Source organism: Streptomyces krungchingensis (assembly GCF_054729265.1).
Window position 1 is genome coordinate 5715697 of record NZ_JBPUKY010000001.1, and the last position, 13795, is coordinate 5729491.

The window sequence follows — 13795 nt, forward strand, 5'->3', positions numbered from 1 at the left end:
AGAGGCCGAAATCAGCCGCGCCCCATCGCCGAGGTGAGCGCGATCTCGATGACCACCCGTGACGGGTTGGGCGACGGGGTGCGCCCGTAGCGCTCCGCGTACCGGCGCTCCGCCTCCGCGATGCGCGCCGGCTCCACCGACACCGTGGCCCGGCCCTCCAGCGTGGCCCAGCGGCGGCCGTCCACCTGGCAGACCGCGACGCGCGCCCCGTCCGTCCCCGCCGCGAGCACGTGCCGCACCTTGGCGCTGGATTTGTTGGTGATCACCCGAGCGAGACCGGCGTCGGGGTCGTATGTGACTCCGACGGGCACCACGTGCGGTCCGCCGTCGGGCCGGAGCGTGGTGAGCGTGCACAGGTGCCGTTCGCGCCAGAAGCTGAGGTAGGCGGCGTCGGGGTGCCGCGGGTCCACCGGATACGAAGCCATGAGACCCGAATCTACTTCCCCGGCGGGGCCTGCTCCGCTTCCGCCGTCACCCTTGAGTGGAATAGACTCAACTTTGTGTACGCTGGAAGAGTCAGGTAGACGGTCGGCAAGACCAGGAGGAGAAAGCGAACGTGGACGCCGAGCTGACCAACAGGAGCCGGGACGCGATCAACGCGGCGACCAGCCGTGCCGTGTCCGAGGGACACCCGGATCTCACCCCCGCCCACCTGCTGCTCGCTCTGCTGGAGGGGCAGGACAACGAGAACATCATCGATCTGCTGGCGGCCGTCGACGCGGACCAGCCCTCCGTCCGCTCCGGCACCGAACGCGTCCTCGCGGGCCTGCCCAGCGTGACCGGGTCCACCGTCGCCCCGCCGCAGCCCGACCGTGAGCTGCTCGCCGTCGTCGCCGACGCCGCCGAGCGTGCGAAGGAGCTCGGGGACGAGTTCCTCTCCACCGAGCACCTGCTGATCGGCATCGCCGCGAAGGGCGGCCGGACGGGCGACGTACTCTCGCGGCAGGGCGCCAGTGCCAAGAAGCTCCTTGAGGCGTTCCAGAAGACCAGGGGAGGGCGCCGGGTGACGACTCCGGATCCCGAGGGCCAGTACAAGGCGCTCGAAAAGTTCGGTACCGACTTCACCGCCGCGGCGCGCGAAGGGAAGCTCGACCCGGTCATCGGCCGGGACCAGGAGATCCGCCGCGTCGTGCAGGTGCTGTCCCGCCGCACCAAGAACAACCCGGTCCTCATCGGTGAGCCCGGCGTCGGCAAGACCGCCGTCGTCGAGGGACTCGCCCAGCGGATCGTCAAGGGCGACGTCCCCGAGTCGCTCAAGGACAAGCGGCTCGTCGCGCTCGACCTCGGCGCCATGGTCGCGGGCGCGAAGTACCGCGGCGAGTTCGAGGAGCGGCTGAAGACGGTCCTCGCCGAGATCAAGGACTCCGACGGGCAGATCATCACCTTCATCGACGAGCTGCACACCGTCGTCGGCGCGGGCGCCGGCGGCGACTCCGCCATGGACGCGGGCAACATGCTCAAGCCGATGCTCGCGCGCGGTGAGCTGCGCATGGTCGGTGCGACCACCCTGGACGAGTACCGCGAGCGGATCGAGAAGGACCCCGCGCTGGAGCGCAGGTTCCAGCAGGTGCTGGTCGCCGAGCCGACCGTCGAGGACACCATCGCGATCCTGCGCGGCCTGAAGGGCCGGTACGAGGCCCATCACAAGGTCCAGATCGCCGACAGCGCGCTGGTCGCCGCCGCGACCCTCTCCGACCGGTACATCACCTCCCGCTTCCTGCCCGACAAGGCGATCGACCTGGTCGACGAGTCCGCCTCCCGGCTCCGCATGGAGATCGACTCGTCGCCCGTCGAGATCGACGAGCTCCAGCGCGCCGTGGACCGGCTCCGGATGGAGGAGCTGGCGATCGGCAAGGAGACCGACGCCGCCAGCAAGGAGCGCCTGGAGAAGCTGCGCCGCGACCTCGCCGACAAGGAGGAGGAGCTGCGCGGTCTGACCGCACGCTGGGAGAAGGAGAAGCAGTCCCTCAACCGCGTCGGTGAGCTGAAGGAGAGGCTGGACGACCTGCGCGGCCAGGCCGAGCGCGCCCAGCGCGACGGCGACTTCGACACCGCGTCCAAGGTGCTCTACGGCGAGATCCCGGCCCTGGAGCGGGACCTGGAGGAGGCGTCCGAGGCCGAGGAGGAGGCCGCCAAGGACACCATGGTCAAGGAGGAGGTCGGCCCCGACGACATCGCCGACGTCGTGGGTTCCTGGACCGGCATCCCCGCCGGACGGCTCCTGGAGGGCGAGACGCAGAAGCTGCTGCGCATGGAGGAGGAGCTGGGCCGCCGGCTCATCGGCCAGACGGAGGCCGTGCGGGCCGTGTCGGACGCCGTGCGCCGCACCCGCGCGGGCATCGCCGACCCGGACCGGCCGACCGGTTCCTTCCTCTTCCTCGGCCCGACGGGCGTCGGCAAGACCGAACTGGCCAAGGCCCTGGCCGACTTTCTCTTCGACGACGAGCGGGCCATGGTCCGCATCGACATGAGCGAGTACGGCGAGAAGCACAGCGTCGCCCGGCTCGTCGGCGCCCCGCCCGGCTACGTGGGGTACGAGGAGGGCGGCCAGCTCACCGAGGCCGTGCGCCGGCGCCCGTACAGCGTCGTGCTGCTCGACGAGGTCGAGAAGGCGCACCCGGAGGTCTTCGACGTCCTCCTCCAGGTGCTGGACGACGGGCGGCTGACGGACGGCCAGGGACGCACGGTCGACTTCCGCAACACCATCCTGATCCTCACCTCGAACCTGGGCAGCCAGTTCCTGGTCGAGCCGACGACCTCCGAGGAGGAGAAGAAGCAGCAGGTGCTGGAGACCGTGCGGGTCTCCTTCAAGCCGGAGTTCCTGAACCGGCTCGACGACCTGGTGGTGTTCTCCGCCCTCGACAAGGAGGAGCTCAAGCGCATCGCCGGGCTCCAGCTCGACCGGCTCGCCAAGCGGCTGGCCGACCGCCGGCTCGGCCTGGAGGTCACCGAGGCGGCCCTGGCCTGGCTGGCCGACGAGGGCAACGACCCGGCGTACGGCGCGCGCCCGCTGCGCCGCCTCGTCCAGACCGCCATCGGGGACCGGCTCGCCCGGGAGATCCTCGCGGGCGAGGTCAAGGACGGCGACACGGTCCGCGTGGACCAGTTCGGCGAGGGTCTGATCGTGGGACCGGCGACCGGCAAGACGCTGTGACCCTTCCGGGGGCCCACGACGAGTGGGCCTCCGGGCGTACGAGGGCGGTGTCCCCGTCCTCGTACGCGATGCCCGCCGCGCCCCGATCTCCATGTTCATGACCAGAACAGGGCGGCCCGGGGCGGGGCCGTGTCCGGATCTTGTCAGCCACCGGCGGAAGGACCGGCCAGGGGTTGCCACTCCCCGCCCCGGATGGGAGAGGATGACAGCATCCGTACGAAGGGAAATACACGGTGAGCATCGACCCGTCCTCGATTCCGAACTTCGGGGGCCAGCCCGAGCCGCAGCCCCAAGGGCCGGCGGGCCCCGTGGTCCCGGATCAGGACCTCGTGAAGCAGCTCCTGGACCAGATGGAGCTGAAGTATGTCGTCGACGAAGAGGGTGACCTCGCGGCGCCGTGGGAGCAGTTCCGTACGTACTTCATGTTCCGCGGCGAGGGTGACCAGCAGGTCTTCTCGGTGCGGACGTTCTACGACCGGCCGCACCAGATCGACGAGAAGCCGGCGCTGCTGGAGTCGATCGACGACTGGAACCGCCGCACGCTGTGGCCCAAGGTCTACAGCCACACCCACGACGACGGCACCGTCCGCCTGATCGGCGAGGCGCAGATGCTGATCGGCACCGGCGTCAGCCTGGAGCACTTCGTGTCCTCCACGGTCAGCTGGGTGCGCGCCGCCATCGAGTTCGACAAGTGGCTCGTCGAGCAGCTCGGCCTGGAGCAGGAGATCAACGAGGCGGACAAGCCCGAGGACGGCGAGGAGTAGTCCTCCGGCCCCTCCTTCGGCCCGTCCGCTCCGTGCGGCCCCTCCGGTCCGGGCCCGGGGCACGCTCCCCGCGCCCGGCCCCGACGGGGCACGCCTGCCGGCGGCCCTACAGCGGCGTGTGCGCGAGCACCACCAGATACGCGCCGTACGCGAAAGAGAGCCCGGCCAGGGCGCCGACCACCACGGTCGCGTGCCAGGGCCGGGCTCTCGCCGTGCGTACCAGCGCCCGCGCCAGCGGCAGCAGCAGCGGGAAGGCCGGGAGCAGGAAGCGCGGTTTCGACTCGAAGAAGCCGGAGCCGCCGAGGGCGATCAGCAGCAGGACGCCGCTGTACACGATCAGCGGCAGCGGTGCGCGGTCCGCGATCAGCAGCGCGCAGAGAACCGTGGCCGCGGCCACGATGCCCAGCGTCACGGGGAACACGAAGCGGTCGCCGTCCAGCAGCAGGTGCTTGACGAAGCGGAGCGATCCCTCGCCGAAGTCGAAGCGGGAGCCCCACAGCCGCTGCACCTCGAAGTAGCCGCGCAGCGGATCGCCCCGGCGGCGCCCCACCCACAGCACGTAACCCACCCAGCCCAGCGGCGCGAGCGCGGCGCCTGTCCACAGCCTGTGGGGAACTTTCCGCGCGCGCAGCCGCCAGACCTCGTACGCCGCCGCCGCGAGGACGGCCGCGGCCACCGCGAAGCCGTTCGGCCGGGACAGCCCCGCGAGCGCCGCCAGCACGCCCGCCCACACCCAGTGCCCGCCGAGCACCGCGTACAGCGACCAGGCGGCGAAGGCCGTCAGCACGGGCTCGGTGTACGCCATCGACAGCACCACCGAGTGCGGGAGCAGCCCCCAGAGCAGGACGACGGCGGTGCCGACCGCACGGCCGTACAGCCTGGCCCCGATCGCGTACATCCCGCAGGCGGCGGCCCCGGCGGCGAGCCACGACACCAGCAGGCCCGCCGTGGACGCGTTGAGCGGGGTCACGGCGGTGACGCCGCGCACCAGCGCGGGATACAGCGGGAAGAACGCCAGGTCGCTGTGGACGACGGTGGGACCGAAGTAGAGGGTGCGGCCGTACCCGTGCGCCGCGATCCCCAGGTACCAGATCGAGTCCCAGGACCGTGCGAGCAGGACGATCGGGTGCCTGCCGGTGGCCCAGGCTGTCGCGGCGAGCGCGAGGATGCCGGTGAGGCGCGCGGCGGCGAACAGCCCCAGCGCGGTCATCGCGGCGGCCGGCAGGCTGGGCGCGACGCGGGTCGGTCGGGCACGGTCCCCGGGCTCCGTCAGAGCCGGGCGAGCGAGGGTACTCGGGTGGGTCACACCGGAACTGTGCGTAACTTACGGGGCATTTGCGAGCTTTGCTCGGCTGTGCGGGTAGCGTTCGTGGGGCCCCGGCGCGCCGCCCGCACGGACGGCGCCCACGGTGCTAGAGCGGTTCCGGGCGCGCTTCGGCGCCCTCTTCCGCCGCCTCGCGCGGGGCGGGCCGGGCGGGCGGCACCGGGCTCACCACGCGGCCTTGAGCCGCTTCGCCGCCTCCTCCAGCACCTGCGTCTGCTTGCAGAACGCGAACCGCACGAACGGCGCTCCCGCCTCCCGGTGGTCGTAGAAGACCGCGTTCGGGATCGCGACGACACCGGCGCGCTCCGGCAGGGCGCGGCAGAACGCGAAGCCGTCCGACTCGCCGAGCGGCCTGATGTCGGTCGTGATGAAGTACGTGCCCTGCGGGCGGAAGACCTCGAAGCCCGCCTCCGCGAGTCCCGCCGCCAGCACGTCCCGCTTGGCCAGCATGTCCGCGCGGAACGCCTCGAAGTACGCGTCCGGCAGCGCCAGCGCCTCGGCCACCGCGTACTGGAACGGCCCCGACGCCACATAGGTCAGGAACTGCTTCGCCGACCGCACCGCGCTGACCAGGGCCGGCGGCGCCGTCGCCCAGCCCACCTTCCAGCCGGTGAACGAGAACGTCTTCCCGCTCGAACCGATGGTGACCGTCCGCTCGCGCATGCCCGGGAAGGACGCCAGCGGTACGTGCTCGGCGCCGTCGAAGACGAGGTGCTCGTACACCTCGTCCGTCACCACCAGCAGATCCCGCTCCACGGCGAGCTTCGCGATCTCCGCGAGCTCCTCGCGGGTGAGCACCGTCCCGGTGGGGTTGTGCGGCGTGTTGACCAGCAGCAGGCGCGTCCGGTCGGTGACGGCGTCGCGCAGCTCGTCGAGGTCGAGACGGAAGCTGCCCTCGTGCGGGCGCAGCGTCACCGGCACCCGGGTCCCGCCCGCCATCGCGATGCACGCGGCGTACGAGTCGTAGTACGGCTCGAACGCGATCACCTCGTCGCCGGGCTCCAGCAGGGCGAGCAGCGCGGCGGCGATCGCCTCCGTGGCCCCGGCCGTCACCAGGACCTCCGTGTCGGGGTCGTACGACAGCGCGTAGCGGCGCTCCTGGTGCGCGGACACCGCGGCGCGCAGCTCGGGCACGCCGGGCCCCGGCGGGTACTGGTTGCCCCGCCCGTCCCGCAGCGCCCGCACGGCCGCCTCCCGGATCTCCTGCGGACCGTCCGTGTCGGGGAAGCCCTGACCGAGATTGATCGAACCGGTACTCACCGCGAGCGCCGACATCTCGGCGAAGATCGTCGTTCCGAACTCGGCGAGCCGGCGGTTGAGGAAGGGGCGTTCGCTGGAGGTCATGCCGGTCATCCTGCGCCCAAGCTCTGGAGTTCCTCAACTCTGCTTTGGCCCGCCGGGCGCGGGGGCATCCCCCTCTCACGCACGACAGCGGCACCTGGAACGACACGAAGCGACAAGAGAAGCGAACAAGACAACAGATCCGGGAAGCACGGCCCACGGGGGGCCTCTTCGGGGGAACGAAAGGAGGGTGGCGCCATGGTCATCGGCATCATCCTGGCGGTCGTCTGCATCGTGGTCGTCGTGGCCTTCATGGCCACCGACCGCAGCCAGAACAAGGTGGGGCAGGTCAACCTCTCGAAGAGGGGTCGCCGTTCACGCCGCGGCTCCTCGGGCAGCGGCAGCAGCAGCTGGTGGGCCGGCGGGGCGGGCGGTGTCTCGTCCTGCGGCAGCGGTTCGTCCGGCGGACACCACGGGGGTCACTCGTGCGGTGGCCACTCGTCGTGCGGCGGGGGCTCGTCCTGCGGAGGCGGGTCCTCGTGCGGCGGCGGGGGCGGATGCGGAGGAGGCAGCTGACACGGGGCAGCTGAGCTCCCTTCGGGGGAAGCGCATCCGCAGCACGCGGACGTGCCCGTCGGACGGCAGCGCCGACGGGCACGTTCGCGTCGGGGGAGGGGTGGGTGTCCGTGCCTACCGGCCGGCAGCGCCGACGGGCACGCCCGCGTCGCGGGAGACGCGCCGTCGCGCGGGAGGGCAGGGGCCGTGCGCCGTGGCACGCCGGGGGTACGCGCGCACGGCATATGCGACGGCGCACCGAGGGGGGCGGATCCGGCGGACCCCGTCGCGTACCGGGGGGCGGCTTCCGGCAGACGCGGGCGCGCGCCGGGCGCACGCCGTAGTTGAACAGTTGAGCTGTGGAGCCCTCGGGGGGATGGAAACCCCACGAAGTTGGGTAAAAACGCTGTGGTGGCGCCACAGTTCATGATTCCCTCTAAATCACCAACGCAGCCCTGGGCCTACAGGCCTTGGACGCCCGTGGGACCGGTCCTTCTCCCCTTCAGGTCCGTCCTTCGGGCGTCCTCCTGACCGGGCTGGCCGGGCCGTTCCCCCGGTGCCGACCGGATGCGCCGGAACCCCACCTCCCTTTGCGTGCTAGCGGAGCCGACCCATGCTCACGACCCTGAACACCTCGTACACCGACACGCGCGCGGCCGACCTCGCCTGGGCCCTCGGCCGCGAACCGCTGCCGGCCCTGGCCACGCTCGACCTCGAACTGGAAGGGGTGGAGCTTCAGTTGAGACTCCTCGGCGCGTCCCACCAGGTGCTCCTGGAGGAGGAGCGGGGCCGCTGTTCGGAGACCGTCGCCTGCATCCCGGGCAGCAGCACGCCCCTCCCGCTCGGCGTGGCGAAGCGGATCAACGACTGGGAGTACGAGTTCGCGGCCCGCGTCGAGGTGCTGTCGCCCGGCTCCTTCGCCGGCCGCGCCCAGGAGTTGCTGGCCCTCGTCTCCGACCACCCCCACGGCCTCGCGGGCGTCTTCCCCGGCAGCCCGCACGCCTTCACCGCCATGCTCGCCCAGCGCCACGAGGGGCAGATCCACTGGCGCACCTGGCACGCGTACCCGCAGGACGGCCAGTTGGTGGCGACCCGCACCAGGGTCGGGGTCCGGGTGGCGGCGGCGCTGTGACCGCGCCGGCCGGGAGCGGCGCCGGGCGGACAGGGTGCCACAAAGCGCCGCGGTTCCACACGTGTGGGTGACGAGGCGTAGTGGCGGCGTGACGTAGCGTTCCCAGCGTGATCGATCCGCACGCGCCAGCTCCCCCCGGCGCCCCGCCGTCCTGGGGCGCCCAGGGTCAGGGGCGGCTGCCGGTCAGCCCGGGCATCGGGAGGTTCCTCGTCCTCGCCGGGGTCTTCGTCTGCGCGGCGTGCGGACTCGTGTACGAACTCGAACTCGTCGCCCTCGCCTCGTACTTGATCGGCGACTCGGTCACCCAGGCCTCCGTCGTGCTCTCCGTCATGGTCTTCGCGATGGGGATCGGCTCGCTCGCCGCGAAACGCCTGCGCCCCCGCGCCGCGGCGGGCTTCGGCGCGGTCGAGGCGGCCCTCGCGCTGGTCGGCGGGTGCAGCGCGATGGCCCTGTACGCGGTGTTCGCGTGGACCGGCGGCTGGGGCGGCCTCTGGGCCGACGGATGCCGCTATCTGCTGGTGGCCTTCTCCCTGGCCATCGGCCTGCTCATCGGCGCCGAAGTCCCCCTCCTCATGGAGCTGATACAGCGCATCCGCCGCCAGGACCCGGGCGGAGCGGTGGCGGACCTGTTCGCGGCGGACTACGTGGGCGCCCTCGTCGGCGGCCTCGCCTTCCCCTTCCTGCTGCTCCCGCTGTTCGGCCAGCTCACCGGCGCCCTGCTCACCGGCATGGTGAACGCCGCCGCGGGCGGGGCCCTCGTCCTCGGCCTGTTCCGCCGGGACCTGACCCGCCGCGCCCGCTGGACCCTGCTCGTCGCCAACGTCACCGTCCTCGGACTCCTCGCCTCGGCCGCCGCGCTGGTCGACGACTTCGAACGGGCCGCGCGGCACGCGGTGTACGGGGCGGACGTGCGCGTCGCGCTCCGCACCGGCGTCCAGGAGGTCGTCCTCACCGGCGGCACCCACGGCCGCCCCCTGCACCTCTTCCTCGACGGCCGCCTGCGGTTCAGCGGCCGCGACGAGAAGCGCTACCACGAAGCACTCGTGCACCCCGCGATGAACGGCCCGCACGCGCGCGTGCTCATCCTCGGCGGCGGCGACGGCCTCGCCGCGCGCGAAGTGCTGCGCCACCCCGGGGTGCGCAGCGTCGACCTCGTCGAACTCGACTCCCAGGTGGTGCGGTTGGCGCGCTCGGATCCCGCCCTGTCCGCCCTCAACCGGCACGCCTACGACGACCCGCGCGTGCACGTCGTCACGGCCGACGCCTTCGGCTGGCTGCGCTCGGCCCCCGCCACGTACGACGTGGTGATCTCGGACCTCCCCGACCCGGGCATCACCGCGAGCACCAAGCTGTACTCCCAGGAGTTCTACGGACTCGCCCGCCGCGTCCTGGCCCCCGACGGCCGCCTCGTCGTGCACGCGGGCCCCGTCTCCGCCCGCCCCCGCGCCTTCTGGACCGTGGACGCGACGATGCGGGCGGCCGGCCTTCGCACCACCCCCTACCGCGTGAGCGGCCGCACCTCCGGCTTCGCGGCGGGTCCCGACCGCGCGCGGGGCGGCGAGCCCGGCGCACCGGGCGACTGGGGCTTCGTCCTGGCCGGCCGGGCGGCCGTGCCCCTGCGGCTGCCGTCGGACGGCCCGCGGCCGCGCACCCTCACCCAGGCGGGCCTGGCGGCCGACGCCCGCGCGGTCCGGCGCACCCGGGCCGACCGCGACCTGCCGCCGTCGCAGCTGGTGCATCCGCGGTACGCCGACTGAGGAGCACGTGGGGGAATCCGGTGATACCCGGGTGCGTTCCGCGCCGTGCTGGGTAGGCTCGGCAGACATGGAGCATGAGGTGTTCGTTCCGGTTCCGCCCGAGCGGCTGAGGGAGGCGCTGGCCGACCCCGCCCGGGTGGCCCGCGCGGTTCCCGGTCTCCAGCAGGACGCGGGGACGCCGCCCGTCTCCGGCCGTCTGAAGGTCCGCGTCGGCGGCCACACCATCACCTATCGCGGCAGGCTCGCCGTCACCCCGCAGGACGACGGCTCCTACGCCGTCGAGGGCGACGCGAGCGAGGTCCGCGGCGGCGGCTCCGTGAAACTCGCCCTCACCGCACGCCTCCTTCCCGCCGACGGCGGCACGACGCTCGCCTTCGGCGGCACGGCCGGCGGCGACGGCCGCGTGGCGGAGCTGCCCGCGGACGCGGTGTCCTCGGCCGGCACCCGGCTGCTGAGCCGCTTCGCGGAGGGCCTGGCCGCGGGCGTCGCCCCGACGGCAGCCGCGGAACCGGAGCCGGAGCGGTCCACCGGGTCCGCCGCCGGGCCGGAGGCGGTCACGGACGTGCCGCCGGCCGCCGCGAACGGGCAGGCCGTCCGGCCCGAGCCCGAGCCCGATTCCGGAACCGCGCCCGAGCCGACGCCCGAACCCGAATCCGGACACGCGCCCGACGCCGCCGCCTCCGACTCTGCGCCCGACGCCACCGCCGACTCCGCACCCGATTCCTCTCCCGCCCCCGGTTCGGTCTTCGAGACCGAGGTGCCGCCCCCGTCCCTCGACCCGCTGGCCGACGACGGCCTCCTGGAAGGGGAGTTCGCGGGGGAGGAGTTCGACTTGGAGGAGGACGGCGAGGACGGCGAGGACGTGCTGGACGGTGAGGACGCCATGGCCGAGGCGGCGCACGCCCGCCGGACGATGATCGGCCGCAGCGCCGAGGAGGTGGACCACGCTCCCCCACGCGGCCGCTACGCGCCGGTCCCGCCCCCGGAGGCCGCCGCCGCCCGGGCCACCCTCCGCTGGGCCGCCCCGGCGGCAGCCCTCGCCCTGGCCTCGGCCATCGCCCTGACCCGGGCCCTGCGCAAGCGCCGCTGACCACGAGGGGCCCGCACCCCAGTAGGGTCAACTCCGTGAGTAACGAAGACATCACGCTGACCGCGGGCGACGCGGAGGTGACCGTGGCGCCGGCCAACGGCGGACGGATCGGAAGTCTGCGGATCGGCGGCGTCGAACTGCTGAGGCAGGGCGCGAAGTTCGGGTGCTTCCCGATGGTCCCGTGGTGCGGACGCATCCGCGACGGCCGCTTCCTCGACGGCGCCACCGTACGGCAGATGCCGCTGAACTCCCCGCCGCACGCCATCCACGGCACGGCCCGCGACGGTGCCTGGCGCACCGCCCGCGTCGGCAAGGACGAGGCCGTGATCACCTACGACCTCGTGGAGCCCTGGCCGCACCCCGCGCGCGTCACGCACGCCGTCACGCTGGCCGAGGACTCCCTCACGCTCACGATGTCCGTGGAGACCTACGGCTCCTCGTTCCCCGCCCAGGTCGGCTGGCACCCCTGGTTCAACCGCAGCCTCGACGGCGGCGACGACGTCCGTGTCGACTTCGCCCCCGCCTGGCAGGAGGAACGCGGCGACGACCACCTGCCCACCGGCCGGCGGACCGAGCCGAGGCCCGGTCCCTGGGACGACTGCTTCGGCATGCCGGACGGTGTCGACGTGACGCTCACCTGGCCGGGGCAGATCGAGCTGAAGGTCGCCAGCCGCGAGGAGTGGGTCGTCGTCTACGACGAGCAGGAGGCCGCCGTCTGCGTGGAGCCGCAGACCGGGCCGCCCAACGGCCTGAACACCCTCCCCCGCCTGGTCACCCCCATCGAGCCCCTGGAGGCGACCACCACCTGGAGCTGGCGGCGCCTCTAAGCTGGCGGACATGAGTGACGTCAACGCAGTAATGCCGCCAGGCACACGCGGCGAGCTGCTGCAGCAGATCAAGGACAAGGCCGTGGTGCACGGCAAGGTGACCCTCTCCTCGGGTCTTGAGGCCGACTACTACGTGGATCTGCGCCGGATCACGCTGGACGGCGAGGCCGCCCCGCTGGTCGGGCAGGTGCTCCTCGACCTCACCGCCGACCTCGACTTCGACGCCGTGGGCGGGCTGACCATGGGGGCCGACCCGGTGGCCGCGGCCATGCTGCACGCCGCCGCCGCGCGCGGGCGCAGGCTCGACGCCTTCGTCGTGCGCAAGGCCGCCAAGGCGCACGGGCTGCAGCGCCGGGTCGAGGGTCCCGAGATCAAGGGACGGCGCGTGCTCGTCGTCGAGGACACGTCGACCACCGGCGGTTCCCCGCTGACCGCGGTCGAGGCGGTCCGTGAGGCCGGCGCGGAGGTCGTCGGCGTCGCCACGATCGTCGACCGGGCGACCGGCGCGGCCGAGAAGATCGAGGCCGGCGCCGGGGTGCCGTACCTCTTCGCCTACTCGAAGGACGAGCTGGGCCTCGACTGAGGCCCGGCACCGGCATACGCTCGCGGTCCCGCGCGACGGCCGGGCGGACCCCGCCGGCGGCGGGGTCCCGAGGCTCGGTCCCGTATCCCGGACAGGGTGTCTCAAGCATCCGGCCAAGTCTGGAAAGATGGGGACGACGATGACGTCGCCCCCCTAGGTCAGGGCCGTAAGCACCAGTCCCTACGTACCGCACCAGCCGTACGCAGACCCGCACATACAAGGAGCGGACAGATGCCCATCGCAACCCCCGAGGTCTACAACGAGATGCTCGACCGGGCGAAGGCAGGCAAGTTCGCCTACCCGGCCATCAACGTGACCTCGTCCCAGACCCTGCACGCTGCGCTGCGCGGCTTCGCGGAGGCCGAGAGCGACGGCATCATCCAGATCTCCACCGGTGGTGCGGAGTTCCTGGGCGGCCAGTACAACAAGGACATGGTGACCGGCGCGGTCGCCCTCGCCGAGTACGCGCACATCGTCGCCGCCAAGTACGACATCACCGTCGCGCTGCACACGGACCACTGCCCCAAGGACAAGCTGGACGGCTACGTCCGTCCGCTGCTCGACATCTCCGCCGAGCGTGTCGCCAAGGGCGCGAACCCGCTGTTCCAGTCGCACATGTGGGACGGCTCCGCCGAGACCCTCGCCGACAACCTGGCCATCGCCCAGGAGCTGCTCGCGAAGGCCGCCGCCGCGAAGATCATCCTCGAGGTCGAGATCACCCCGACCGGCGGCGAGGAGGACGGCGTCAGCCACGAGATCAACGACGAGCTGTACACCACCGTCGAGGACGCCCTGCGCACCGCCGAGGCCCTCGGCCTGGGCGAGAAGGGCCGCTACCTGCTCGCCGCGTCCTTCGGCAACGTGCACGGCGTGTACAAGCCCGGCAACGTCGTGCTGCGTCCCGAGCTCCTCAAGGACCTCCAGGAGGGCGTCGCCGCCAAGCACGGCAAGGCGGACCCGTTCGACTTCGTCTTCCACGGCGGCTCCGGCTCCACGGCCGAGGAGATCGCCACCGCGCTGGAGAACGGCGTCGTGAAGATGAACCTCGACACCGACACCCAGTACGCCTTCACGCGTCCCGTCGCGGACCACATGTTCAAGAACTACGACGGCGTCCTGAAGGTCGACGGCGAGGTCGGCTCCAAGAAGACCTACGACCCGCGCACCTGGGGCAAGCTCGCCGAGGCCGGCATGGCCAAGCGCGTCGGCGAGGCCTGTGTGGCGCTGCGCTCCGCGGGCACCAAGCTGAAGTAGCGGGCGAGCGGGAGCCCCGCGGCGGCCGGACCACGGCCGCCCGGGTCCTTTCGCGGCAGTACCGCACGGCCGGG

The 13795-nt window shown here is 72.6% G+C and carries 12 protein-coding genes; 9 read left to right on the plus strand and 3 right to left on the minus strand.

Annotation, left to right across the window (positions count from 1 at the left end; all coding sequences use genetic code 11):
* Positions 1–11: 11 nt before the first annotated feature.
* Positions 12–425 (minus strand): pyridoxamine 5'-phosphate oxidase family protein, encoded by a 414-nt coding sequence (locus ACSYGO_RS25195; protein ID WP_432176697.1) that lies wholly within the window; start codon positions 423–425, stop codon positions 12–14.
* Between the two features lie 131 nt (positions 426–556).
* Here ACSYGO_RS25195 and clpB point away from each other — a divergent pair, with 131 nt between their 5' ends.
* Positions 557–3154 carry an ATP-dependent chaperone ClpB gene (gene clpB / locus ACSYGO_RS25200; RefSeq protein ID WP_435228881.1) on the plus strand — a complete coding sequence of 866 codons (2598 nt, stop codon included), beginning with the start codon at positions 557–559 and terminating at the stop codon, positions 3152–3154.
* Between the two features lie 233 nt (positions 3155–3387).
* Entirely contained in the window at positions 3388–3918 is a 531-nt protein-coding gene (locus ACSYGO_RS25205; protein ID WP_028799227.1) for a YbjN domain-containing protein, read from the plus strand.
* Between the two features lie 106 nt (positions 3919–4024).
* On the opposite strand, the gene ACSYGO_RS25210 is transcribed toward ACSYGO_RS25205, so the two are convergent.
* Together ACSYGO_RS25210 and ACSYGO_RS25215 are read right to left on the minus strand one after the other, a co-directional pair.
* Positions 4025–5224, minus strand: a complete 1200-nt coding sequence (locus tag ACSYGO_RS25210; protein ID WP_426681804.1) for a hypothetical protein — start codon at positions 5222–5224, stop codon at positions 4025–4027.
* Positions 5225–5407: 183 nt separating this feature from the next.
* Positions 5408–6595 (minus strand): pyridoxal phosphate-dependent aminotransferase, encoded by a 1188-nt coding sequence (locus tag ACSYGO_RS25215; protein WP_426681805.1) that lies wholly within the window; start codon positions 6593–6595, stop codon positions 5408–5410.
* A 186-nt stretch (positions 6596–6781) separates the two neighbouring features.
* Here ACSYGO_RS25215 and ACSYGO_RS25220 point away from each other — a divergent pair, with 186 nt between their 5' ends.
* The 7 genes from ACSYGO_RS25220 (at position 6782) to fbaA (ending at position 13721) form a co-directional block, all read left to right on the plus strand.
* Complete coding sequence (locus tag ACSYGO_RS25220) at positions 6782–7099, plus strand: hypothetical protein (RefSeq protein ID WP_028799224.1); 318 nt, start codon at positions 6782–6784, stop codon at positions 7097–7099.
* A 592-nt stretch (positions 7100–7691) separates the two neighbouring features.
* A complete protein-coding gene (locus ACSYGO_RS25225) occupies positions 7692–8210 on the plus strand; it encodes a DUF2617 family protein (protein WP_095935604.1) in 519 nt (172 codons plus the stop codon).
* 107 nt (positions 8211–8317) lie between these two features.
* Positions 8318–9967 carry a polyamine aminopropyltransferase gene (locus ACSYGO_RS25230; RefSeq protein ID WP_426681806.1) on the plus strand — a complete coding sequence of 550 codons (1650 nt, stop codon included), beginning with the start codon at positions 8318–8320 and terminating at the stop codon, positions 9965–9967.
* 67 nt (positions 9968–10034) lie between these two features.
* The gene (locus ACSYGO_RS25235) at positions 10035–11057 is read left to right on the plus strand and encodes an SRPBCC family protein (RefSeq protein WP_460387717.1); all 1023 of its coding nucleotides are present in this window, start codon (positions 10035–10037) and stop codon (positions 11055–11057) included.
* A gap of 35 nt (positions 11058–11092) precedes the next feature.
* Positions 11093–11884: an aldose epimerase family protein gene (locus ACSYGO_RS25240; protein WP_426681808.1), complete on the plus strand. Its 792-nt coding sequence runs from the start codon at positions 11093–11095 to the stop codon at positions 11882–11884.
* Positions 11885–11915: 31 nt separating this feature from the next.
* Positions 11916–12467 carry an orotate phosphoribosyltransferase gene (pyrE, locus tag ACSYGO_RS25245; RefSeq protein ID WP_179332516.1) on the plus strand — a complete coding sequence of 184 codons (552 nt, stop codon included), beginning with the start codon at positions 11916–11918 and terminating at the stop codon, positions 12465–12467.
* Between the two features lie 231 nt (positions 12468–12698).
* Positions 12699–13721, plus strand: a complete 1023-nt coding sequence (gene fbaA, locus ACSYGO_RS25250; protein WP_095935609.1) for a class II fructose-bisphosphate aldolase — start codon at positions 12699–12701, stop codon at positions 13719–13721.
* The last annotated feature ends 74 nt before the right edge of the window (positions 13722–13795 follow it).

Coding starts and splice junctions, on each gene's coding strand:
- ACSYGO_RS25220 (WP_028799224.1), top strand. CDS start 6,782: ATGGTCATCGGCATCATCCTGGCGGTCGTCTGCATCGTGGTCGTCGTG.
- fbaA (WP_095935609.1), top strand. CDS start 12,699: ATGCCCATCGCAACCCCCGAGGTCTACAACGAGATGCTCGACCGGGCG.
- ACSYGO_RS25235 (WP_460387717.1), top strand. CDS start 10,035: ATGGAGCATGAGGTGTTCGTTCCGGTTCCGCCCGAGCGGCTGAGGGAG.
- pyrE (WP_179332516.1), top strand. CDS start 11,916: ATGCCGCCAGGCACACGCGGCGAGCTGCTGCAGCAGATCAAGGACAAG.
- ACSYGO_RS25225 (WP_095935604.1), top strand. CDS start 7,692: ATGCTCACGACCCTGAACACCTCGTACACCGACACGCGCGCGGCCGAC.
- ACSYGO_RS25215 (WP_426681805.1), bottom strand. CDS start 6,595: ATGACCGGCATGACCTCCAGCGAACGCCCCTTCCTCAACCGCCGGCTC.
- ACSYGO_RS25195 (WP_432176697.1), bottom strand. CDS start 425: ATGGCTTCGTATCCGGTGGACCCGCGGCACCCCGACGCCGCCTACCTC.